The sequence below is a fragment of the Staphylococcus edaphicus genome, from assembly GCF_002614725.1.
Lineage (GTDB): Bacteria > Bacillota > Bacilli > Staphylococcales > Staphylococcaceae > Staphylococcus > Staphylococcus edaphicus.
In genome coordinates this window covers 1-23496 of sequence record NZ_MRZN01000007.1, presented here as the reverse complement: position 1 = coordinate 23496, position 23496 = coordinate 1, and the positions used below count along the sequence as shown (strand labels likewise).

General features: G+C 32.6%; 21 protein-coding genes. 10 read left to right on the top strand and 11 right to left on the bottom strand.

Features of this window, described 5'->3' with window-relative positions; all coding sequences use genetic code 11:
- Positions 1-66: 66 nt before the first annotated feature.
- Positions 67-495, top strand: coding sequence for an Ohr family peroxiredoxin (locus BTJ66_RS05975; protein WP_099090062.1), 429 nt, complete (start codon positions 67-69; stop codon positions 493-495).
- A 73-nt stretch (positions 496-568) separates the two neighbouring features.
- Here the strand turns inward: BTJ66_RS05975 and BTJ66_RS13955 are convergent, their stop codons facing one another.
- The gene (locus tag BTJ66_RS13955; RefSeq protein ID WP_011303463.1) at positions 569-658 is read right to left on the bottom strand and encodes an SAR1012 family small protein; all 90 of its coding nucleotides are present in this window, start codon (positions 656-658) and stop codon (positions 569-571) included.
- Between the two features lie 120 nt (positions 659-778).
- On the bottom strand, positions 779-991 hold the full coding sequence (locus tag BTJ66_RS05970) for a TM2 domain-containing protein (RefSeq protein WP_099090061.1): 213 nt from the start codon (positions 989-991) through the stop codon (positions 779-781).
- 181 nt (positions 992-1172) lie between these two features.
- Between BTJ66_RS05970 and BTJ66_RS05965 the strand changes: the two genes are divergently transcribed.
- Positions 1173-1730 (top strand): GNAT family N-acetyltransferase, encoded by a 558-nt coding sequence (locus BTJ66_RS05965; RefSeq protein ID WP_099090060.1) that lies wholly within the window; start codon positions 1173-1175, stop codon positions 1728-1730.
- A gap of 53 nt (positions 1731-1783) precedes the next feature.
- Here BTJ66_RS05965 and BTJ66_RS05960 read toward each other — a convergent pair whose 3' ends face one another.
- Positions 1784-2722, bottom strand: a complete 939-nt coding sequence (locus tag BTJ66_RS05960; protein ID WP_099090059.1) for a 1,4-dihydroxy-2-naphthoate polyprenyltransferase — start codon at positions 2720-2722, stop codon at positions 1784-1786.
- Between the two features lie 187 nt (positions 2723-2909).
- On the opposite strand from BTJ66_RS05960, the gene BTJ66_RS05955 reads away from it, so the two are divergent.
- The 5 genes from BTJ66_RS05955 to BTJ66_RS05935 all read left to right on the top strand — a co-directional run bounded on the left by BTJ66_RS05955 (position 2910) and on the right by BTJ66_RS05935 (position 8355).
- The gene (locus tag BTJ66_RS05955) at positions 2910-4262 is read left to right on the top strand and encodes an isochorismate synthase (protein WP_099090058.1); all 1353 of its coding nucleotides are present in this window, start codon (positions 2910-2912) and stop codon (positions 4260-4262) included.
- Complete coding sequence (gene menD / locus BTJ66_RS05950; RefSeq protein WP_099090057.1) at positions 4255-5937, top strand: 2-succinyl-5-enolpyruvyl-6-hydroxy-3-cyclohexene-1-carboxylic-acid synthase; 1683 nt, start codon at positions 4255-4257, stop codon at positions 5935-5937. Before BTJ66_RS05955 ends, menD begins: the two co-directional genes overlap by 8 nt.
- Entirely contained in the window at positions 5924-6730 is an 807-nt protein-coding gene (menH, locus tag BTJ66_RS05945; protein WP_099090056.1) for a 2-succinyl-6-hydroxy-2,4-cyclohexadiene-1-carboxylate synthase, read from the top strand. Before menD ends, menH begins: the two co-directional genes overlap by 14 nt.
- Entirely contained in the window at positions 6723-7541 is an 819-nt protein-coding gene (menB, locus tag BTJ66_RS05940; protein WP_099090055.1) for a 1,4-dihydroxy-2-naphthoyl-CoA synthase, read from the top strand. The genes menH and menB overlap by 8 nt, the downstream gene beginning before the upstream one ends.
- 340 nt (positions 7542-7881) lie before the next feature.
- A complete protein-coding gene (locus BTJ66_RS05935) occupies positions 7882-8355 on the top strand; it encodes a MarR family winged helix-turn-helix transcriptional regulator (protein WP_099090054.1) in 474 nt (157 codons plus the stop codon).
- Between the two features lie 98 nt (positions 8356-8453).
- Here BTJ66_RS05935 and BTJ66_RS05930 read toward each other — a convergent pair whose 3' ends face one another.
- Together BTJ66_RS05930 and BTJ66_RS05925 are read right to left on the bottom strand one after the other, a co-directional pair.
- Entirely contained in the window at positions 8454-9614 is a 1161-nt protein-coding gene (locus tag BTJ66_RS05930; RefSeq protein WP_099090053.1) for an aminotransferase class I/II-fold pyridoxal phosphate-dependent enzyme, read from the bottom strand.
- Between the two features lie 246 nt (positions 9615-9860).
- On the bottom strand, positions 9861-10865 hold the full coding sequence (locus BTJ66_RS05925; protein ID WP_099090052.1) for an acyltransferase family protein: 1005 nt from the start codon (positions 10863-10865) through the stop codon (positions 9861-9863).
- Positions 10866-11066: 201 nt separating this feature from the next.
- On the opposite strand from BTJ66_RS05925, the gene BTJ66_RS05920 reads away from it, so the two are divergent.
- The gene (locus tag BTJ66_RS05920; RefSeq protein ID WP_099090051.1) at positions 11067-11489 is read left to right on the top strand and encodes a MarR family transcriptional regulator; all 423 of its coding nucleotides are present in this window, start codon (positions 11067-11069) and stop codon (positions 11487-11489) included.
- Between the two features lie 136 nt (positions 11490-11625).
- Here the strand turns inward: BTJ66_RS05920 and BTJ66_RS05915 are convergent, their stop codons facing one another.
- From BTJ66_RS05915 to BTJ66_RS05900, 4 genes are all read right to left on the bottom strand, one after another.
- Positions 11626-15903, bottom strand: a complete 4278-nt coding sequence (locus BTJ66_RS05915; RefSeq protein WP_099090050.1) for a GW dipeptide domain-containing protein — start codon at positions 15901-15903, stop codon at positions 11626-11628.
- 235 nt (positions 15904-16138) lie between these two features.
- Positions 16139-16561: a GNAT family N-acetyltransferase gene (locus tag BTJ66_RS05910; protein WP_099090049.1), complete on the bottom strand. Its 423-nt coding sequence runs from the start codon at positions 16559-16561 to the stop codon at positions 16139-16141.
- A 78-nt stretch (positions 16562-16639) separates the two neighbouring features.
- Positions 16640-17110 (bottom strand): DUF2538 family protein, encoded by a 471-nt coding sequence (locus BTJ66_RS05905; protein WP_099090048.1) that lies wholly within the window; start codon positions 17108-17110, stop codon positions 16640-16642.
- 20 nt (positions 17111-17130) lie between these two features.
- Positions 17131-18408: an LCP family protein gene (locus BTJ66_RS05900; RefSeq protein ID WP_099090047.1), complete on the bottom strand. Its 1278-nt coding sequence runs from the start codon at positions 18406-18408 to the stop codon at positions 17131-17133.
- Positions 18409-18972: 564 nt separating this feature from the next.
- Here BTJ66_RS05900 and BTJ66_RS05895 point away from each other — a divergent pair.
- Entirely contained in the window at positions 18973-20631 is a 1659-nt protein-coding gene (locus BTJ66_RS05895; protein WP_099090046.1) for a phospho-sugar mutase, read from the top strand.
- A gap of 21 nt (positions 20632-20652) precedes the next feature.
- A complete protein-coding gene (locus tag BTJ66_RS05890; RefSeq protein ID WP_099090045.1) occupies positions 20653-21828 on the top strand; it encodes a serine hydrolase domain-containing protein in 1176 nt (391 codons plus the stop codon).
- Positions 21829-21889: 61 nt separating this feature from the next.
- On the opposite strand, the gene rihC is transcribed toward BTJ66_RS05890, so the two are convergent.
- Entirely contained in the window at positions 21890-22798 is a 909-nt protein-coding gene (rihC, locus tag BTJ66_RS05885; protein ID WP_099090044.1) for a ribonucleoside hydrolase RihC, read from the bottom strand.
- A gap of 291 nt (positions 22799-23089) precedes the next feature.
- On the bottom strand, positions 23090-23496 hold a 407-nt coding region (locus BTJ66_RS05880), incomplete at its 5' end, for a transposase (protein WP_193433017.1).

Here is a 23496-nt window from a genome sequence, read left to right as displayed (position 1 = left end):
ATATATTATTAATGAATTACGATTGATTGTATAAAAAAATAATATAATGAAAAAGGGGTTTTGAAAATGGTCAAGCCTTTATATGAAACGACAGTTATTAGTAATGGTGGCAGAGATGGTAAGGTATTTAGCGAGGACAATACGTTCTATCAGGATTTAGCAGTACCAAAGGCAATGGGAGGTAATGGCATCACAGAATCTAATCCAGAACAATTATTTGCTGCCGGTTATAGTGCTTGTTTTAATAATGCACTTATGCACATCTTGAAAAGTGATGGTCAAGCTACGATTGAACCTGAAGTAAAAGTTACAGCATACTTGTTACCAGACAAAAAGGATGGCGGCGTCAAATTAGCAGTAGACCTTGATGTAACATTAGTTGATTTAAATCAACAAGCAGCAGAAGATTATGTTGAAAAAGCGCATAATTATTGTCCATATTCCAAAGCGTTAAAAGAATCGATAGATATTGATATTCAAGTTAATGTAAATTAAATAGTATGAATTAAACAAGCTGACTTCCTTAAAGGAAATCAGCTTGTTTAATTCATACATATTTTGTATAGGCTTATTTATTTTTACTAATTAAATTTCTAATGGCTTTAACGATATAGCCTACTGCTAAAGCTCTAAACACACGTTGGATAATATTTTTCATTCTTAAACCTCCTAAAGTACAATGCAAGTTTTTTTAAATTTGCATTATACATCCTTTACCCAATTTTGTGACAAAATATAGCTATTATTAGAAATTCATAAAATAATAAGTCATGTTAATCTATTTTTCAAACGTAATCATACCATCTTCGTCGGCTTTGTTGAAAAATATCGTTAAAATACCACTTATAATAGCTACTATGTAGGGAATGCCAGTCCAGAAGAAAATGAGATGAAGTATACCTTGTAACAGCTGATTGGAATAAAATTTATGAATACCACACCAACCTAAAATAAATGCAAGTACGACGTAAATAACTTTGTTTACTTTCATTCGTTCACATCCTTTCTGTGATTAAATTGAATACAAAAATTATCTCTTATCTTTTACAATATAACAAACGAAAGCAATTGAATATAATTATAAATATAAAAGAGGAGTAATTACTTCGAAATTTTTAATTTAATCATATATAATGAAAATAAAGCAGTAATAAATTTGAGGAGAATATATTATGATTAGAAAAGCAAACCCGAGCGATATTCAGAAGATTGCTGAGTTATGTTATATCATTTGGCAAGAATTAGAGATTGATATGGTGAAAGATATCGAAAAGGACCGACTGCTTAAAGTGATGGCACAAAGTATGATTGATGTGCCTTATAGAGGCCATTATAGTAATACGTGGATTTATGAACTTGATGGAGAGATAGCAGGGTGTTTAATTGCTTATCCAGGAGATAAGGAATTAGAATTAGAAAGTGCTTGGTTAGACATGGAGTTAGATGATGATATTAGAGCGTATGGTTCACCTATGCCTATGAAGGAAGCAAATGACGACGAATGGTATATAGAAACGGTAGCGACATTTCCACAATTTCGAGGAAGAGGTGTAGCTACACAATTAGTCAAACATGTATTAAATGAATTTGAAGACGAAAAATGGAGTCTGAATTGTGATGTATCTAATGAAGGGGCATTACATGTATATAATAAATTAGGATTCCAAGTGAATAGTGAATTTGATTTGTATGGTCATATGCATTATCACATGATTTATAAAAGCAAATAAAAATCAATCTTCAATTTTGAAGATTGATTTAGATAAATACTTATGACGTTTTTCTAAATACCACCAAGCAAGGCACTAATATAAATGCCTAGCGCGTATAATAAACCGAAAAATGTATTTGTTTTACCTGTAACTGCCATTGCTGGCATCATTGTTTGAGGTGTATCGTTTTTCTTGAATCTACGCACAGCCTTGATAGGCATTGGAAATGAAAGTAAGGCTAAAAGAAAGAAAATCGAACCACCAGGTATAAAGAATGTAATATAAATAACAAGTGCATAGGCAATAATATACATTAGGCCCAAGAAACGCACAGAGTTATTTTTACCTAATAGAATGGGTAATGTCTTACGACCGCTTTCTTTATCCTTAACACGATCACGAATATTGTTGGCCATGTTAATAAGTCCAATTGTAATTACAATTGGGATGCTTATCCATACAACAAGGCTTTGTAAATTTCCAGTTTGAATAAAAAATGCAATAAGTATAATAATCATACCCATAAATATGCCAGAAAATAGTTCACCAAAGGGTGTCCAAGATATTGGGAAAGGCCCACCCGTATAAAGATAACCGACTGCCATACACACGAGTCCAATTGGGAGTAACCAGAATGAACTTTGAATTGCGATGAAAATACCTAATAGTGCGGCAATTACATAGAATGAAATGGCTAAGTTCATTACTAATTTAGGGCTCATGCCATTTCGAACAATCGCACCACCGATACCAACAGAGGTATGATCATCTAGTCCTTTTTTGAAATCATAGTATTCGTTAAACATGTTCGTAGCAGCTTGAATTAATAAACAAGCAATTAACATTGCTAAAAGGAGACTTAATTTCAAATGGTCTTCGCTTCCTAAGAGGAAGAGTTTAGCTGAAGCGGTACCGACAAGTACAGGTACGACAGCAGCAGTCAGGGTATGTGGTCTCATTAAGTGCCAGTACTTTCTGACAGTTGAATATTGTTGATATTGAGATGCCATAATGATTTACCTCGAATTCTTTTAATTTAAAATATTTTTATCAAATATATTTTAATAGAAGAAGGTGTAAAGGTCAAATTACGTAAAAATTTGTATTAATGAAATAAGCTAGAAACCATACACACATTGTGAAAAGTGATACAATACAATAATGAGTGAAAACTGATAAATGAAAGAAGTGAAATAGATGACATTAGACCTCAGGGAAAGTGAAATTGTCGAAGCGGTATATGAAAGTAATCATACTTGGGTTTCTGTAGAAGCAAAAATAGATTACGAATTAGATCCTACAGTATTATTTCATATGACTGAAGAAAATGCTGGAGACCGTTTTTATTATAAGAAAAATGACAACGAAACTTCATTCTTTGGCTATCATGCTATTGCTAGATTTAAAAATGATTTTGAAAGTAAACAATCTATTTTCCGAGAATGGAAAAAATACAAAAGTGATATTAAATTAATACATCCAAGCTCAGACAAACATCACTTGAAAATTTGTGGTGGCTTCCAATTTTCTGCTCATAAATCTGGTGATGAATGGCGTGAATTTGGTATCAATCATTTCATACTACCTGAAGTATTAGTAACTATGGAAAAAGGTGTTTCATATATTACTTATACGGTAAAAGTAGAAAAATTTGAAATGGAACAATTTAAAGCGATTATTGATAAAATAACACAAACACGTATAGAGGCCAATTTTGAAATTGGTAATGTTAAGCGCATTGAAGATATATATAAAGATGAGTGGCGCGATTTAGTTAAAGATACAATTGATGTCTTAGATGAACACAAAAAAATTGTATTAGCAAGAAAACGCTTGATTATATTTGATAACCATATCAATATACCCTATATTTTGCAAAAAGCATCGCAAGGTGAACATAATAGTTATTTATTTGTTCTAGAATCACAGGATAGCGTGTTCTTTTCACAAACACCGGAACAGTTATTGGAAATAAATAATGAAATATTATCTACCAAAGCGGTAGCGGGGACAATCAAACGTACACATCAACCTGAAGTAGATAAAGCAAATATACAAGCTTTCTTAAACGATGATAAAAATTTAAACGAACACCGATTTGTTGTAAAAAGTATATTAAATGATATTGAAGCCTATGTTGAAAATATAACTTATAACGAATCACCACAGATATTGACGAATGACCATTTATATCATCTATATACAAAAATTAAGGGTCAGTTAAAGCAAACTTCATATATTGGACTGTTAGATAATCTACATCCAACTCCAGCGTTAGGTGGCTATCCCAAAGATGAAGCAATTGATTATATTGAACAAAATGAATTTGGTACACGAGGATTATACGGTGCACCAGTTGGTTATATAGATATGTATGATAATTGTGAGTTTATTGTAGCAATCAGATCAATGCTAATTAAGAAAAATCAAGCTACATTATTTGCTGGTTGCGGTATAGTGAAAAATTCTAATGCCGATAGTGAAGTCGAAGAAACCGCAGTTAAATTTAACCCTATGATGAAAGCTTTAGGAGTCGAAGAATATGAATAATCATACAGATGCATTAACGCAACAAGTCTTTACGATTGTTTCTGAATTATATGCTTATGGCATAAGGGAAGTTGTTATAAGCCCTGGATCACGTTCCACACCGTTGGCAATTGCTGTTGAAGCACATCCCAAATTAAAATCATGGATACATCCAGATGAGCGTAGTGCTGCATTTTTTGCGATGGGCTTACTGAAAGGTAGTGAAAAACCAGTAGCAATCCTTTGTACATCTGGAAGCGCAGCTGCAAACTATACGCCAGCAATTTCAGAAAGTAGTTTGAGTCATTTACCTTTGGTGGTACTCACAAGTGATCGTCCCCATGAACTAAGAGGTATCGGAGCGCCACAGGCTATGAATCAAACGAATATGTTTGCTAATTATGTGCAGTACCAGTTTGATTTTCCAATTGCTGAAGCAGATGATAGTAATGATGTAATGACGAATACGATTAAATTCCAACTGCAAAAAGCAAGCCAATTCCTATATGGACCACATCGAGGACCAATACATTTAAATTTGCCTTTTAGAGAACCATTAACACCGAATACTGATAAAGTTGAATGGCTAACTTCAGATACTAAGATATTGCCGCATTATCAAAAAACAACGAGTTTAAATGAAATTAGTGCATTGATGAGGAAAAGAAAAGGGTTAATTATTGTTGGAGATATGCAACACCAAGATGTAGACCAAATACTCACTTATTCAACAATACATGATGTGCCAATCTTAGCCGATCCATTAAGCCAATTAAGAAGTAAACACCATCCTAATGTTATTACAACTTATGATTTATTATTTAGATCAGGCTTAACATTAGATGTTGATTTTATCATTCGCGTAGGTAAACCATTGATTTCAAAACAAACCAATCAATGGTTGAAAGTAACGGAAGCATTTCAAATATTAGTACAAAACAATGATCTACCGGATACGTTTCCTATTACGCCTCATGTATCGTTTGAAATGTCTGCCAATGATTTCTTTAGACAATTGTCAGAAACATCAACTGTTGAGCGTAAACAATGGCTAGAAAAATGGCAGACAGTTGAAAAACAAGCAGTGGTAGCAATTAAACATCATTTAAGAACAGCGACAGATGAAGCGGCATATGTGGCAAACGTATTAGATAAATTAACAGCGGATGATAGTTTGTTTGTAAGTAATAGCATGCCAATACGTGATGTTGATAACTTGTTTGTTGATTGTGAAGCTGAAGTTTTTGCGAACCGTGGTGCTAATGGTATTGATGGTGTTACATCTACAGCATTAGGTATGGCGGTGCATAAAAAAGTTACGCTATTAATAGGTGATTTAGCATTTTATCATGATATGAATGGATTGCTTATGTCTAAATTGAATGATATTCAACTTAATATTGTGCTACTTAATAATGATGGCGGTGGTATCTTTTCATATTTACCTCAAAAAGAAGCAGCAGGTGAATATTTTGAAAGATTATTCGGTACACCAACTGGATTAAATTTTGAACATACAGCGCTATTATATGATTTTGCATTTGATAGATATGATTCTATTGAGGCCTTTAAATATGCAGACTTGTCTCAATTTGGTTCACATATTTATGAAATTATGACGCATCGAGATGACAATAAAGCGCAACATCTTAAACTCTATAAAAAGTTGAGTGATATAATCAATGTTACATTATAAATTTCATCAAGCAGCAGTATCGACAGACAAATTATTGGTTATGCTTCATGGTTTTATAAGTGATCAGCATACATTTGATCAACATATTCATAATTTAATAGACAATATAAATATATTAACAATTGATTTGCCTGGACACGGTGAAGATCAATCTGCGGTAGTTCAAGTATGGGATTTCCCTTTTATAACTAAACAATTAGATGAAACGTTGCAATCATTTAAGCAGTTTAACTTGATCTTACATGGATATTCGATGGGGGGCAGAATAGCCTTATACTATGCCCTGCATGGACAGACTCAAATAAAAGGGCTTGTACTTGAAAGTACATCAGCGGGTATAGAAGATGTTGAAGCATTACATGAAAGACAACTTGTTGATCAAGCGAGGGCAAAAGTATTAGAGATTGCTGGTTTAGAAGTGTTTGTTAATGATTGGGAAAAATTGCCACTGTTTTATACACAATATGATTTAGCTAAAGCAACCAGAAAAGAAATTCGTCAAATGAGACTGCGCCAAAATCCTATGCGTTTGGCAAAAGCTTTACGAGAATATGGAACTGGACATATGCCTAATTTATGGCCACAATTAAATCAGATTCAAATACCCACATGCATCATAGTTGGTGCATTGGATAATAAATTCTGTAAAATTGCTGAGAAATTGAGTTCCATTATTCCGAACCATGAATTAAATGTAGTAGACCACAGTGGTCATACAGTTCATGTGGAAGAAATGGCAGAATTTGATAGAATAGTAGTAGGTTTTATTAATAAGGAGGAGCAAAATGACTAGACAATGGGAAACAATTAGAGAATATAAAGAAATTAAATATGAATTATATGATGGTATCGCCAAAGTTACAATCAACCGTCCTGAGGTACGTAATGCATTTACGCCGAATACGGTTCAAGAAATGATTGATGCCTTTACAAGAGCACGTGATGATCAACGTATTTCTGTTATCATTTTGACTGGTGAAGGAGATAAAGCATTTTGTTCTGGTGGAGATCAAAAAGTACGTGGCCACGGTGGTTACGTAGGTGATGATCAAATCCCGCGTTTAAACGTACTAGATTTACAAAGACTTATTCGTGTCATTCCTAAACCAGTTGTTGCGATGGTTAGAGGTTACGCAATTGGTGGAGGTAACGTATTAAATGTTGTATGTGATTTAACCATTGCTGCTGATAATGCTATTTTTGGTCAAACAGGTCCTAAAGTTGGTTCATTTGATGCGGGCTATGGTTCGGGATATTTAGCTCGTATTGTAGGCCATAAGAAAGCGCGTGAAATTTGGTATTTATGTCGTCAATATAATGCACAAGAAGCGTTAGATATGGGCTTAGTAAATACAGTTGTGCCATTAGAACAAGTGGAGGATGAAACTGTACAATGGTGTCAAGAAATGAAGCAACATTCACCAACAGCTTTAAGATTCTTGAAAGCAGCAATGAATGCTGATACTGATGGTTTAGCAGGGTTACAACAAATGGCAGGAGACGCTACTTTACTTTACTACACTACTGATGAAGCTAAAGAAGGTAGAGATGCATTTAAAGAAAAACGTGATCCTGATTTTGATCAATTCCCTAAATTCCCATAAACGATTAATATAGTTTACTAAATATATTTATATAGAAACGAAAGTAGGTTAAATGGAATTACTGTTTAATCTGCTTTTTTTGTTTTTTTGATATACAACCTATTTTCATCATGGGAAATCATTAAAATGCCGTTTTTTAAATAAGGTAAAATTAAAATCACTAATTAATTTAATGGATAGGTGAACATAAAGAGTGTATTAATTAATGCTTCGGTGAATTTTTTTAAAAAATAAATAGTGATATACCTTTTAATGTGACCGTTTTATTACACTTTTTTATTTGTTTTGACTTTCATTAAAATTCATATTAATATTATAATAAAAGAATTGGGGGAGAGAAATGACTTCAAACATTGATGATCAAATGAGAAAAGAAATGTGTTATTTGTTCTATATAACAAGTAAAGAAGTAGTAAATAGATTTAATAAATATTTAAAGCAATTTGATATTAGTTTTCCGAATTATATCGTTTTATTATATATAGAAAATGAAAAGCCAATTTATATAAAGACTTTATGTGATGAACTATATTTAGATTCGGGGACAATCAGTCCTATTATTAAACGCTTAGAGAAAAAAATGTTAATTGAGCGTATAAGAACAGAAGAAGATGAACGAAGAGTTAAAGTTAGATTGACTGACAAAGGTTTGAAACTAAAGGATAAATTTCCTAAAATATCAGAAGATGTGATTCAACAGTTTAATATGGAGCGTGAAGATTCAATCGCATATTATCAAATATTGAAAACATTTGCTGAAAGGAATGTATATACTGAAAATGAAGAAAACAAGTCATCTGACAATGACAAGTAATACTTCATATCATTATAAATAGTAGACATGTATTATCTATATAAGAAACCGAGTAACGCTACAATTTAATGTAAGCGTTTGCCCGGCTTCTTTTTAATTTATTTATATTTTTCTGTAAGATAACGCTCTAATCTTCGCATAGCTTCTTTTAAAGCATCAAGTTCATACGCGTAAGAGATGCGTACGTGTCCTTTTCCAACATCGGTAAAAGAAGAACCAGGTACTATTGCAACATGTGCATTTTCTAATACATCCACACAAAAATCAAAATCGTTGTCTGTGAAGCGTTTAATACTTGGGAATATATAAAAAGCGCCTTCAGGTGTTGCATCTAGCTCAAAGCCTAATGATTCGAGTTTTTGTATTAGAAAATTACGACGTTCAATATACGCTTCATTCATATACTGTGGTGCTTCCATGCCTTCATTTAAGGCTGCAATACAAGCTATTTGTGCTGGCACATTTGCACAAATACAATTATAAGCATGCATAAAGGTTAGCTTTTCAATTAAATACTCTGGACCTAATAAGAAGCCAATACGGATACCTGTTGCGGAATGTGATTTACTTAATCCACCTACTATTAACAATTGATCCCTTATAGATGAAAATTCTGCAAAAGAGGTGTGTTTACCATTAAAAGTATTTTCAGCGTATATTTCATCACTAATGATAAATAGGGGTGAATTTTTTAGTGTTTCAGTAAGGGCTTGAACTTCATTGTAGGTTAAAACAACACCTGTAGGATTTGTTGGGTAATTTAAAAGTATGGCTTTGGTTTTTGATGATAAATGTGACTCAATTGCTTCAGGCGTAACTTTGTAATTGGTTTTAGTCGTATCAATGTAAACGGGCACGCCACCTAATGTCTTGATTAAAGGTATATAGCCAGCATAAATTGGGCCCGGGATTAATATTTCATCACCTTGATTAATGATGCTTCTTAATGCTGTGTCTAAAGCTTCGCTAGCCCCATTGGTAATAATAATTTCTTCTGAACTATATTCAATGTCATAACGTTGATTAAAATATTGACTAACTGCATTTCTTGTTTCAAGTAAACCTTTATTATGTGAATAGCTTGTTTGATCTTCCTTGATGGCTTGGATATATGCAGACTTTACAACATCTGGCATTGGAAAATCTGGCTGGCCAATAGTTAAATTAATACAATCTTCAATTCCGCTGATACGACTTGAAAATTGTCTAATACTTGGTGCACTTAAATATTTTGAATTATTATTTAAAGATAGTTTCATTGTATAAATCACCTCGAGATTTAGAAATAATTAAGCATATTTTAATATGTATAATTGCAACGAGCACCAAAAATAACGATACTTTTGATGCTCGTTCATTAAATATGATGCTATCATTTTGATATTAGGAATTAGGCGCTCTATTTTGCTCGATATTAAGCTATTTGTTAAGGCTTATGAAACTATCGTCAGCAATCCCTTAAAGGTATCATAACATATTTAAAATGATTGTTATTTATCCTCAGGTTATTCCTTGAATTTAGAAGGGGATTGCAAATTGATAATCGGATTTGTCCATTTCGATACCAAACGTGTTGATAACACAAACACGATGATGGCCGTAAAGAGCAGTAAAAACATATAAGTTAATATTGTTACTGGATCTTTAAATGGATAAATGCCAAACCCGCGTATGACGCCAATGACTAAACCATGTAATAAATAAACATACATTGTTCTTCGTCCAATATAAGTGTAAAATTTTTCTTTTTCAGGCATTAGATTTAAGAAAGAAAACAGTGTGATTAAGATTATAAAATACAACAATAATCTTTTTATAGGACTGTATAAATCTTGTTTGCCTTCAAGTGACATGTATGGTGAGTCCCCCAATAACCAATCTGCATTAATTGGATGATAGGCATATATAACATAAAATACAATTAAAATAATTATAGCAACAGGGACAAATTTTTTATTTTTTAAGGTTTGGATATGTTTATATTTAAACAGATAACCTAAATAAAAAATCGGGAAAAACATAATTGTTCTAGAAAAACTTAAGTAATTATCAATGTTAGTTGAATAGCCAGCAAACAACGATAAAATGATAGCTATTGGTAATACATAATACGGTTTATAGTCTTTCACAATGACTAATATAACGTGGAAAAAGAATAATGTAAGTAAAAACCATAATGCAAAAACTGGATCGAATGGATCAAATTTCACACTATCTTCTTTACCAGTCAAATAATAGTAAAAAGTGAAAAATCCAAAGAAAATGACATATGGTATTAATAGTTTTTTAGAGACTTTTTCTAAATAACCAGCTTGACCTGCTTTTTTTGCAAAATAACCTGAAATAAATAAAAAACCAGGCATATGAAAGCTGTATATTGTTAAATATAATGAAGATAGATGTTTACTAGCTTCTGTATATGGTTGTAATAAGTGACCAAACACAACAAGAAAGATTAACACCGCTCTAGCATTATCGAAAAAGTAATCTCTTTCTTTCAATTGTGGCATTATTTTTCTCCTTTAATATGTTGCGATAAAATTTATATGCACTAATTCTAATTTATTATAAATCATATGAGAAATGCAACAAAATAGTACAATTTGTCTTTTATTATTGTATATTATGAAGAATACTATTATAATATTAGAAAATAAAATAGTGTATATAATATCTTGAAAAGTTAATTTAAAGTAGTGGAGATGAACAGCATGTATAAACAACTAGAACAATTAATTACACTGACAAGCAATGACTTAAACTTGGTGAGTAGACGATTTGGGCAACGTACAGATTTAACCTCAGAGCAACTGGAAATGTTAAGAATCTTATACAATTATAAAATATTATCACAATATGATTTAACAATGAAGATAAATAAAGAGCAGTCCATCGTGTCTCGTTGGATCAAGAAGTTATGTCAAATGGGATATATTACTAGCAAACAATCCAATAAAGATATGCGATGTAAAGATTTAATGGTTACAGAGAAGTCGAAAGCTTTAGTAGAGCAAATAAATGAAGTGAGAGTAGCGCTAATTGAGGCACGTTGTCAAAATTTAACTGCCCAGGATATTGAAAGCTTAAAACAGTTATTGCAGAAATTGAATGCACATCATGTATATTTAAATTAAATGAAACTAAAAAGAAGCGTAGGGGACATATAACACTTATTAGAAAGTGATGTATGGCTTCCACGCTTCTTTTTATAATGTTTGCAGTTAAATAATGATGAGGTCACTTTAACTGTGTGGTGACATTAAGCAGTTACTATTTTTTATAAGTATCCACATCAAAGTATTTACCTAATTTGCCCATTGAATCATAAAATCCTTTAATACGTGTTGCGTTATGAGATGCCCATGCTACGTCTGTAGCATATTGATGAACGCCTGGATTTTCAGGATTCCAACGCATTTTGTAAAGTGTATTTTGTCCTTGATTGATATATGAGCCAGCAATGAATTTAGCACCGCCAACGATTGCTTTTTTAACTGTGTTCCAACCGTTATTCTTAGCAGTTATGAAACCTTGCTTAACTGCATCACTGTCAACCGCACCAATACCAAACATATTGTAGTATTTATCTGTACCATTTGTTACTACTTTACCATTAACGACATCTCCACCGTTAGCTAGTTTAGAAGTACCATTACCCGTTTCGAGTAGGGCATGTGAGATTAAATAAACTTCATTAATGTTATAGGCTTTAGCAGCTTCACTAAACGCTTCACCTTGTCCTTCTAAAATCCCTTTACCAACTAGTAGTTTATTTAAATCCGCTGAAGAGATGTTTTGTGATTTGTCTAAGCGTAAGAATTGATATTTTTGTGTAGGGTCTTTGATTAACTTACTAGAATCCATAGCATTTTTGATCTCGCTTGCTGAGGCATTTTCCCATTTACCTGCAGTGTGCTGGATTTGTGGTTTGAATTTCAAGCCTTTTTGAATAGCGACTGCTTGATCCAAAGTAAGTCCAGATTGATAATATTTCACTAATTCTTTACGCAAGTCGTCTTCTTTTACCCAAACAACTTTACCATTAGCTAATTTACCGTGGTACCAAGTAACACCATTAATGACTTGTTTTTCATATACAGTAAAGATACCTTCATAAAAGTCTTTTAATGAACCGGCTGGTTTATTAGTCGTTGGATCATTATAATAATTGCCCTTTTGATTATGAATAACATAATCGAATTTTATAGGCGTTACTGGTGATTTTGAAACTGTAGGTGCTTTAGTTGTATTATTTAAGTCTTTTGCAGCAATCCAACCAGTTTTATTATTAACAATACCGTAGACATATTCATCCTTATCTACAAAGACTGATTTAGAGGCATTAAATTGATTATTTTTTACATTTTTTAATGTATCCAATTGTTGTGATTTAGTGCCCCAAGGAACTGCATAAAGGCCATTATTTGTAGCTTTAACAGTATATTGACCATTTTTAGCTGTTGTATTACCTAGGTTACGCGTATTGATATCTTTTGTATTAATCCAGCCAATCGGCGTATTTTGGTTAGCATTTTGGATTAAAACATAAGTGTTATCTCCTTGTGTACGTTGTTTTGTGACTGTGTATGTCTTCCCAGAGAATTTAGACGCGTCTTTACCTTTTGGATCATAAACTGTTGTTTTAATGCCTGAATTATTAGCGTTTAATTGACCAATTTTGCTAACAGTTTGTGTTTGATTCGCTACAGGTTTCTTAGCAGCTTCTTTTACTGTTATATCTCTAGATTGCATCCAACCTAAATTAGTATTTGTTTTATTATCTGTAATTAAATAAAATGCATTACTACCTAAAGTGGCTTTCTTACTTAATTTGTATGTTTGACCATTTACATAAGATTTTTGTGTACCTTGTTTATCATACACAGAAGTGTATACGCCATGATTTGATTTAGCTACCGTACCTTGTTGGTTAGTAAGATTAGACACTACTAACTTGTCGGTAGTAGATGGTTTGCTTGGTGTAGTTGTTGATGTAGACAATTTACTTAAACTTACCCAACCAGATAAATTATTTACGGTACCATAAATGTAATTCGTTTTACCAATTTGTTGCTGCTTCGTTGCTTTGAATGTCTGAGCTGATTTGCCTGAAACAGTACCAACTTTTTGGGAACTTGTACCCCAAGGTACTGAATAAATAACTTCTCCAGGATTTACTTTATATGTTTTGTTAATTTTAGTAGCAGCTTTAGCGGCATTGTAACTCACATCACCTTGATGTACCCAGCCAAGTAATGTGCCTTTGTTATAATCGGACACTAAATAGTAATTCTCTTTACCTAGAGTGGCAGATTTAGTAACTTTAAGAGTTTGATTTATGCGATCCGTCTTTTTACCATTTTGATCATATACTGTTGTATATAAGCCATCATTTTTCGAATTAATACGTCCTACGCCATTATTTTCAGTCACTTTAACAGTGCCTGTTTTTGGTGGGGTAGTTGTACCGGTGTTGCCTGAACCAGTGCCGCCAGTACTACCTGATGATGTAGAACCCCAAGCAGCTGCTTTACCAGTTTTAATTAAATATTTTTCATATATTAAATCATATAGTTCATCATAACTATAATTATGTGCAGCTAAATAACCATGTGGATCACTATGATCTGAACCACCTAAATAATTACTAACTGCTTGGTGAGTCCATACAGTACCAACGCCATCATACTCTGCACTGTCTGGTGCAAGGCCATAGTATTGTAAGTTAGTTGCAGCATAATCTGCGTAGTTATTTATAGAACGCGCAAATGAATCATAGTCATGTGTATGAACTAATTCAACATGTATAAAGCGATCGTTTGCTTGCGGACCAGCACCCCATGCCAAATAGTCCGTATTAGCAGTTTCAATTATACGGTTTCCGTCTACATAGGCATGAACGAAAGCACTCGTGTAATTGTTCTTCATATAATTAATCTCACCGGTAATAGTTGAACTGTCATTTGCAGTATCATGCATAACTATACCTTCAGGTTTACCATAGCGGTAATTATATTTAGGTAAGTAACTCGCTATATCTTGTTCGTAATTTGGAGCTTTGAAATTATTTTTACGAATATAGTTATTAATTGAAGAATTAACTTTTGGTGAATATTTAGGTAATGCTGCACTTGTTGTTGCTGCTCTAGTTACTGCAGAACGTGAAGCTACTGCAGTATTAGCACTAGTATTCGCTACCCTAAGTTTAGGTGTCGCTTTTGTACTGAATGTAGTCAGCTGTACTTTCTTTTCTTCAGGCGAAGCTTTTTCCGTTGATTTAGCTACATTATTAGCTACTTTTGTTGCTGGTTCTTTACCATTTTGATCATTTTTTGAAACGTCAATGTCTTCATTATCAGCATCAGAAGCGTCATCTAGACTAGAAGCATCATCCTGTTTCGCTGACTCAGAAGCAGCAGTGTCATCGCTTTGAGCGTTATCTTGATCATCGTTAGAAGCATCAATGTCTTCATTATCAGCGTCAGAAGCGTCATCTAGACTAGAAGCATCATCCTGTTTCGCTGACTCAGAAGCAGCAGTGTCATCGCTTTGAGCTTTATCTTGATCATTGTTAGAAGCATCAATGTCTTCATTATCAGCGTTAGAAGCGTCATCTTGACTAGAAGCATCATCTTGTTTCGCTGATTCAGAAGCAGCAGAATCATTGCTTTGAGCGTTATCTTGATCATCTTTTGAAACGTCAATGTCTTCATTATCAGCGTCAGAAGCGTCATATTGACCTGAAGCATCATCTTGTTTCACTGACTCAGAAGCAGCAGTGTCATCGCTTTGAGCTTTATCTTGATCAATGTTAGAAGCATTAACGTCTTCATTATCAGCGTCAGAAGCGTCATCTAGATTAGACGTATCATCTTGTTTCGCTGATTCAGAAGCAGTAGAATCATCGCTTTGAACGTTATCTTGATCATCGTTAGATGAGTCAACGTTTTCTGTTGTATTCACAGATGGATTTTCATTTGTATTTGAAGCTTCTGTGTTATGTTCTTCGACATTTAAATTATCATCATGAGATGGTTGCACTTCTGATGAAGTATCTTGCTCTTCATTACTTGTGTTAGTTTGTGGTGTTTCAGTTGTTTCTTCTTGAACTTCTTGGTTATCATGTTCTGTTGAAGTTTGTACAATTTTTGTTGACTCACTGGCATTGTCTTGAGAGACATCTTGTTGTTCTTCTTGAACTGGTGCTTCTAGATTATATGTATCCTGTTTTGATGTCTGTTCAGAAGATTGATTATTCAATTCATCTAATTGTGCATCATAATTTTTTTCTTCATTTTCAGATGCATCTTTTACTTCTGTAGGGTCTTGGTATGTCTGTGTACCTGAAATATTTGTTGTTGGTTTGCTAATTTCAGATTTAATTTGTTCACTTTGGTTAAGTGCTTTTTCGTCATCCAATACATTTTTGTTCGGAGTTTGATCTTGTGTATTACTTGCCGCTTGAGCATGATGAGTTGTCAAAGCTGTACCTGCTAACGTAAGTGCTACAATTGAAGGTACCTTATAAGTGTTCTTTTTCTTAGCCATTAAACTGCCCCTTTAACTATATATATTTGTTTTCTATTATAATACGACAAAAGACTGAGAGAGGCTTTTTTTACTGATTTGTAATCTAAAATTAATCTAATGTCAGTCCATGAAAAACAGCAATGCTTACTAAAAAGCGTTATCACGCCTAATTCACAATATATTAAAATATTACACTTTGCGAAATGTTACAGACGCTAATTGAAAAATAGCTGTATTTTTTTGACAAAAATGATTAAACAATTTTTGTCATAGCAATATGTTCGATATTTTCTTCAATAAATGTATCGCCTATAGCTTTATATCCAAGAGATTCATAAAATCGTTGTGCATGACATTGTGCATTTAAAGATAATTTATGAAAACCTTGTTGTTTCGCAACGTTTTCTAAAAATTGCATTAGTAATTGCCCATTTCCAGATTTACGGTGACTTGGCATAATAGCTACGCGTTCAATTTTCACTCCATCATTGATTGGACGGAATCTCCCAGTTGCAAAGGGAATATGATTCGAGTCATAACCAATAACATGTGTAGCGATTTCTTCATACTGGTCAATTTCATTTTCTAATGGGACTCCTTGCTCTTTGACAAAGACATCCTTGCGAATTTGTAAGGCATCTTCCATCATCGTAGGTGTATTAACAATATTAAACATATAATTACCTCATTTCTCATTTTAGATATTAAAAATACCCTACCATAAAATTGATGATAGGGTACTATTATTTGAAATTTATTGAGCTTCTTTTCTTACAATTGCTGTATACTGCCAAAAAATACGCATTTGAGCAATATTCCAATTGTTCATTCCCATAGTGTAACCAGAGGGTTTAAATAAATTCACATCAGTGACTTCTAAAGCAGCTGCGATTAAATACTGTATAGGAACACTAATTTGTTTCATCGTTTCAGTAATACCATTTTGATCGTATACCCAAGTAAATGGTAGTTCAGATTCAAATACATCTACTTTTTCAAATATTTCTGGAAGTGCAACAATATAACACGCACCATCAACTACGGAATTAATGTCACTATCTTTGTAGTAAATTCTTAATGCCTCATAGTTTTCACGATGTTCATGATTAACATAGAAAAATTCATTTCGGAAAAGTGCCATATCTTTGCTGTGAACCAATTGTTGCTCTAAAACATTAAACATACCATTCACATGGGCAAGTTTTTCATAAGTTTTGCGTGACATATTACGAGCCCCTCTCTAGATTAGTATTGATTAGTTGGTGTTTCTTGAGTATTTTGTTGCTGGTTTGGATCGTTTTGTTGTTGAAAGTCTTGGCTGTTGTCTTGTTGATTCAAATTGTTTTGGTCATTATTGTACTGGTCCGTTTGTTGTTGATTGTTATTATTATTTTCTGTGTTATTTGTTTCTGAAGCACTACTGTCATTGTCCGTTGTTTCGTTTTCATTGTTGCTATTTTCTTCTGAACTATCTTTTTGTGATTTACTTAATAGACTTTGATCTAGCTCAGTCAGTGGTACGAGATTACCATAATAATCAATTACACGTTGATTTAATAATTCATCTGTATCTTTAATTTTAGGTAAATTCAAGTCGCTTCGCAACATATTTGTTGTTGATTGGATGTTTTTTATATCCGGATTATAATAATAAACTCCGTTTAAATAATCGTCATCACCTTCAAGTTGTGAGCTTTTAATATCTATACTATCTTTTAAGTAAGAGGTAGCAAGTACTTTAATTTCATCATAACTTAGATTGTGTTTCGCATTTTTACCTACGATTTCTACTACATCATCTAATTTGCTAAATGAGTCTGTTTTTTGTGCTTTGGCAAATAATTTTTTTATTAAATCCATCTGTCTTTGTCCACGTTTTAAATCTGAATCCTGGTGACGTGTTCTTGCTACGGCTAGAGCTTCATCACCGTTAAGGTTTTGATAGCCTTTTTTAACTTTAATCTTACCAGTATCATTCGTATTTGGCTCATTTATACTATAGGGTACGTCATATTTAATGCCACCCAATTCATCAACAGCATCAACAAAAGCTTCCATATTGATTCTTACGTAATAATCAACAGGTACATCTAATGTCGCTTCTACGGAGTCCATTGAAGCAGTAGGGCCACCGTATGCATGCGCATGAGTGATTTTATCGTAATAACCCACTTTTGGAATGTAGCTGATTGTATCACGTGGAATGCTCAACATTCTAATTTGTTTTTTATCTGCATTAAAGGTGGATAATATCATTGCATCTGTTCTAGACTTGTCAGCTGTTTGTCCATTTTTTTCACGACCACTATTATCATCAATTCCCAAAAATAGAATAGATATTGGATCTTTTGAAGGGTTTACTTTAGAGTCACGGATGTTTGACTTTCTAGAGGAGTCACTATCATTATATGAGGACTCAAAAGCGCCTTGTGAAGATTTAAGTAATATAATCGCAAAAATAATTGGAACAACGACAAGCACTAATGAAAGAAATATTAAGAAATATTTTAAAAATTTATTCATGATTGAAGCTCCCAAATAATTAGATTTTTGTACATGTAACTATATTTATACATTAGTTATAGTTCTTTTTAACTTTGTAAATTATTTGTAAAGAAGAAAATGTACTATAACTTATAATTTTATTACTATCATTAAAAAATATCAACTATGAACATGTTAATTGTTATTTTATTGGTATTGTGTAATAAACGAAATAATAAAAATGAGTAAAATTAAAGCTATTATAAGTTATCAAGTTTTGAAAGGAAACATAGTATAATTTCAATTATTAATGACATAAGTAACTGTATAACGTAGGAGATTACTATAAAAAATGGTATATATAAAGCAATATTACAATAATGTCATTTGATAAAAAATGATTTATTTATAAACATAGGATATAATATGTATTGGTAATATCGCATTAGTGACAACTACTGGTATATATTAGTGTCATTTTTTAATAGTAATATTAAGCATAATAATTGAGGTAGTAACATGTTTGAACATTCAATCATGTTCGAGCATTCAAAGATAAAGTTAACGCAATAGGATTTTAAGAAACAAGGAGGATTTATCGTCATGAAAGCATTATGGTTAGAAAATTTAAATGAAAGTTTAGTACAAGAATTTTATGAAACACAAACAGAGGAAGAAAAAAATGCAGGTTTTGAAGGCGTGTTGTCATTTGGTACAGCCGGTATCCGGAGTACCTTTGGTTTAGGTCCTGCTCGGTTAAATGCTTTTACGGTTCGTAAAGTAGCATTAGGATTAGCTCGATATTTAAATCACAAAAGCGATAACCCCTCTGTAGTAATCCATTTTGATACAAGGTTTTTATCTAAGGCATTTTCTAAAGAAATGGCGAGTGTATTAGCTAATAATGGAATAACAACTATTGTTTCACATGATTATAAATCAACTCCGGAATTATCATTTGCAGTTAGGTATTTAAAGGTAGATGCAGGTATTATGATTACGGCTAGTCACAATCCTAAAAACTATAATGGGATAAAAATTTATGATGATAAAGGCGGGCAATTATTGCCTGAAGCTTCTGAGCAGTTAAGTGACTATATTAATACAATTGAATCTCCATTAAATATCGATAAAGGAGATTATAAAGATTTTATAGAAACTGGAAAAATTAAATATATGGCAGATGAAGTGACTGAAAGTTATAAAAAAGAAGTTAAATCACTAATTGGTTCAATTGATGAGCAAAGTGCCAAAGTTGTATTAACAAGTTTACATGGTACGAGTCTGCCATTAGTAGCTGATATTTTAACAGAATTGGACTATGATAACTTTGTCATAGAAGAAGAACAATCAGAGCCGGATGGTAATTTTCCAACAGTAGCGATTGCAAATCCTGAAGATGAGTCTGCCTTTAAGCTTGGTAAAAAGCTTGCAGATAAATCGGAAGCACAACTTATAATCGCAACAGATCCAGATGCTGATCGACTAGGATTTATTGAACGTTATGATGATGGTGACTTTAGATATTTTAATGGTAATGAAATTGGATTACTTTTAATGAAGTTAAGATTTCAAGATCTAATTGAGGTAGACACACCAAAATATATAGTTAAATCCATAGTCACGAGTGAACTAGCTGAGAGGTTAGCAAAATCACTCAATGTGGAAGTTAATAATGTGTTGACAGGATTTAAATTCATTTCAGATTTGATAGAACGCAAACAAGTAGAAACTGATGAGCAGTTACTTCTAGCATTTGAAGAAAGTCATGGTTATTTAGCTAGTCCCATTTCAAGAGATAAAGATGCAATTCAGATGGTACCGTTATTAATAAAATATAAAAATTTATTAAATAAAAACGGTTTAACGTTTAAAGAAACCATTGAAGATATTTATAAAAATATTGGATCCTTTAAAGATAGAACATTAGCTCCAACATTTGAAGGAAAAGATGGAGTTAAAAAAATAGAAAATATTATGGCGCAATTTAGAAATGAACAAGTCTTTTCAATATGTGGCATGGATGTGCAACAAATTGAGGACTATCAAATCGGTACAGTTAGAAATATGATAACAGGCACAACAAGCCAGTTAACTTTACCAAAAACTAATTTAATTAGATTTATTTTTGAAAATGGTTTTATTGCATTAAGACCTTCTGGCACAGAACCTAAAATTAAATTATATTTTTCGCTAGAAGTTGAATATATAGATGAGATTACTCATCAATTTGAAACAAACTATATTAATAATATGGTTTAAACTGATGATAGAGGCAACAGGATGACAACAAAGACATTAAAAAAGGTGACAATTGTTTTAATAACAATCTTATTAGTTATTGTTTTTACAATTGGTTATAAGCAATATCAACGCAACCAGCAGGAAATAAAGGCGACGCATAATGAAAAAAAACAAAAAAATGCACAAAAATCGATAGGGCACTTAAAGACGATTGTCGAGAGTGAAAATTCGAAAATGAGCGAGATTGACCAATATTTAAAAAAATTAAAGTTCAATGGTACTGCAGCTGTATATGAAGATGGCAAGCTTAAATTAAATAAAGGTTATGGAATGCAAAATATTAATGAAGAGAAAAAGAATAAAGCGGATACCTTATACTTAATTGGATCATCTCAAAAGTTCGCAACAGGATTAATGTTGAAACAATTGGAAAATGAAAATAAAGTCAATATGAAAGACCCAGTGAGTAAATATTTGCCATGGTTTAAAAGTAAGAGACCTATTACTTTAAATCAATTGATGTTGCATAAAAGTGGATTATATAAGTATAAAGCATCACCAAACTATAAAAATTTAAATGAAGCGGTACATGCAATTCAACAAAAAGGGATTGAGACAAAATATTACAATAAAAATAGGTATAACGATGCTAACTATTTAGTATTATCGCGTGTGATTGAAAAAGTGACTAACGCATCTTATGTACAAAATTTTGAAGAAAGAATATCAAAGCCACAGCACTTGAATTTTACTGCATTTTACAATGATTCAGACTATCAGTCATATATGGCAGAAGGCTATAAAAAGGATAGTCTCACTGGGAATCCTATTCAGCAGTATCCTAATATATTAAATCAGTATGATGGAGTTGGTAATTTATATATGGCGCCAAGTGATATGGGGAAATTGATTTTAGGGTTGCAACATAATGAACTTTTAGAGAGCAGAATAGCAAGACCTCTTATTCATGAGAGTAAGACTTCTAAGTATCCACAGCCGTATCGCTATGGTTTTTATTCCTTTGCAGACAAAAATAGAATCAATGGCGGTTTTTTCGGTCAAGTATTTACAACATATTTTAATGATAAGTATATCGTAGTATTAGGTACAAATTATGAAAATAGCAGTGTGAATAATGAAAAGAAAATCAAACATATATATAGTCGAATATTGAAGCAGAATGGCGTTTATAATAGCGTGGGTAAATCTTATTAATAAAAAAATATATAAAAGCACACGACATTTTATATGCCGTGTGCTTTTTCTTTGTAACAGCTTATTTGCAATATTTTAAAACATCGAAAAACATTTTTTCAAATTCAATTGGTTCCACAGACATAACCACAGTACAGTTAGGGTAGTGGGTATTAAAATCAGTGACTGTTGCGCCTTTAGTAAGCGCTCCTGTAGTTTCTATCTGGACATCTGCTTCTTGAACATTAAATTTTCCAGAATTTAATAAATAAAGTATCGTATAAGCATCATAGACATTGATGCCTTTTTCAAGGCCATCACCTTTATAATGCTTAAAGATTTGATATAACATATCGCCTGTTTGATTAAGTGTTTGTAATTTATTGACTGCTGTGTGGCTTAATGTTGAACTTCTTGCCACGTCTAAACCGACCATTGTGATTGGCAGTCCAGAGTTAAAAACGATTTGTGCGGCTTCAGGATCACAATAAATATTGAACTCCGCCAACGGTGTTACATTACCACGACTAGCAGAACCTCCCATTAATACGATTTCTTTTATATAATCTTTTACTTCAGGATAAGTTGAAAGTAATAAGGCGATATTCGTTAAAGGGCCAATTGGAATTAAAGTAATTGGTTCATCACTTGTTTGTAGTTCTTTACGCATTGCTTCTACAGCGTGAGTAGATGATAAGTCATTATAATTAATCTCAGGGAAATCGTATCCTCCCATACCAGATTCGCCATGTACTGCACTGGCGTCTACAATATCTGATATTAATGGTTGAGAAGATCCTCTATGTACTGGTACATCACTCGAGAAAAAACGTTTGAGTTTTAAGGCGTTAGCAGTCGTTTTTTCGATTCCCACATTACCATTAACGGTTGTAATCATTCTCAAATCAAAGCTAGGATGATTTAAGGCAATACTAATTGCAGCTGCATCATCAATACCAGGATCTGTATCTATAATGATTGGTTGTTTCATAATTGAATTTCCTCCTCGAATAAATATGAACTTAACCATAGTGTACATTGTTTTTTATAAGAAGTGTTGGATAAGCAATGTGATTTAATGGAGTTACTTATAAAAAGTGGAAGGGGACTAATTCAAGATAAATAAAAAAAGACTTCTCCGAAGAGAAGTCTCAGAACGTAGACAAACCTTGCGCAAATTAATGCGTAAGGTTTGTTTATTTTTATTTATATAGTTATTTTTCAAAAAAGCATTGGTCTTTCAGACCATTGCTGGTCCTTTTACTAGCCACATTGCGATTTTTTAAAGATTCATGGCAGCACAAATTAGCGTGGTATCCATGGAAACTTTGTCATGTCCTCTATATCTCGTCCATCGCATACCATGCTGCTCTTTTGCATCACCAAATCTTCTCTCTATTGTTTGACTTCGCATTTTATATTGTTTTTTTACTGTATCCACAAACCTTAAATCTTCAACTATATCTAAATCATCTTGCCAAACATGTCTTCTAATTTGTTTTATGGCATCTTTATTTTCGGTACATTTACTTAATACCGGACAGTCTCGACATATTGAACCATCTGATACATATAACCTGTGTCCTGTCGGCATCGTTCTTTTGTATGATAAAATTTCATCATTAGGACAAATATAAGTATCATAATATTCATCGTAGATGAAATCTTTTGTTCTGAAATATCCAGGTT

What these genes read in the sequence shown, in the direction of transcription:
- BTJ66_RS05965 (WP_099090060.1), top strand. Translation starts at nt 1,173, where the DNA reads ATGATTAGAAAAGCAAACCCGAGCGATATTCAGAAGATTGCTGAGTTA.
- BTJ66_RS13955 (WP_011303463.1), bottom strand. Translation starts at nt 658, where the DNA reads ATGAAAAATATTATCCAACGTGTGTTTAGAGCTTTAGCAGTAGGCTAT.
- BTJ66_RS05925 (WP_099090052.1), bottom strand. Translation starts at nt 10,865, where the DNA reads ATGCCACAATTGAAAGAAAGAGATTACTTTTTCGATAATGCTAGAGCG.
- BTJ66_RS05895 (WP_099090046.1), top strand. Translation starts at nt 18,973, where the DNA reads ATGAAAGCATTATGGTTAGAAAATTTAAATGAAAGTTTAGTACAAGAA.
- BTJ66_RS05955 (WP_099090058.1), top strand. Translation starts at nt 2,910, where the DNA reads ATGACATTAGACCTCAGGGAAAGTGAAATTGTCGAAGCGGTATATGAA.
- BTJ66_RS05900 (WP_099090047.1), bottom strand. Translation starts at nt 18,408, where the DNA reads ATGAATAAATTTTTAAAATATTTCTTAATATTTCTTTCATTAGTGCTT.
- BTJ66_RS05970 (WP_099090061.1), bottom strand. Translation starts at nt 991, where the DNA reads ATGAAAGTAAACAAAGTTATTTACGTCGTACTTGCATTTATTTTAGGT.
- BTJ66_RS05890 (WP_099090045.1), top strand. Translation starts at nt 20,653, where the DNA reads ATGACAACAAAGACATTAAAAAAGGTGACAATTGTTTTAATAACAATC.
- BTJ66_RS05910 (WP_099090049.1), bottom strand. Translation starts at nt 16,561, where the DNA reads ATGTTTAATATTGTTAATACACCTACGATGATGGAAGATGCCTTACAA.
- BTJ66_RS05930 (WP_099090053.1), bottom strand. Translation starts at nt 9,614, where the DNA reads ATGAAACTATCTTTAAATAATAATTCAAAATATTTAAGTGCACCAAGT.
- BTJ66_RS05935 (WP_099090054.1), top strand. Translation starts at nt 7,882, where the DNA reads ATGACTTCAAACATTGATGATCAAATGAGAAAAGAAATGTGTTATTTG.
- BTJ66_RS05905 (WP_099090048.1), bottom strand. Translation starts at nt 17,110, where the DNA reads ATGTCACGCAAAACTTATGAAAAACTTGCCCATGTGAATGGTATGTTT.
- menB (WP_099090055.1), top strand. Translation starts at nt 6,723, where the DNA reads ATGACTAGACAATGGGAAACAATTAGAGAATATAAAGAAATTAAATAT.
- BTJ66_RS05915 (WP_099090050.1), bottom strand. Translation starts at nt 15,903, where the DNA reads ATGGCTAAGAAAAAGAACACTTATAAGGTACCTTCAATTGTAGCACTT.
- BTJ66_RS05920 (WP_099090051.1), top strand. Translation starts at nt 11,067, where the DNA reads ATGTATAAACAACTAGAACAATTAATTACACTGACAAGCAATGACTTA.
- BTJ66_RS05960 (WP_099090059.1), bottom strand. Translation starts at nt 2,722, where the DNA reads ATGGCATCTCAATATCAACAATATTCAACTGTCAGAAAGTACTGGCAC.
- menD (WP_099090057.1), top strand. Translation starts at nt 4,255, where the DNA reads ATGAATAATCATACAGATGCATTAACGCAACAAGTCTTTACGATTGTT.
- BTJ66_RS05975 (WP_099090062.1), top strand. Translation starts at nt 67, where the DNA reads ATGGTCAAGCCTTTATATGAAACGACAGTTATTAGTAATGGTGGCAGA.
- menH (WP_099090056.1), top strand. Translation starts at nt 5,924, where the DNA reads ATGTTACATTATAAATTTCATCAAGCAGCAGTATCGACAGACAAATTA.
- rihC (WP_099090044.1), bottom strand. Translation starts at nt 22,798, where the DNA reads ATGAAACAACCAATCATTATAGATACAGATCCTGGTATTGATGATGCA.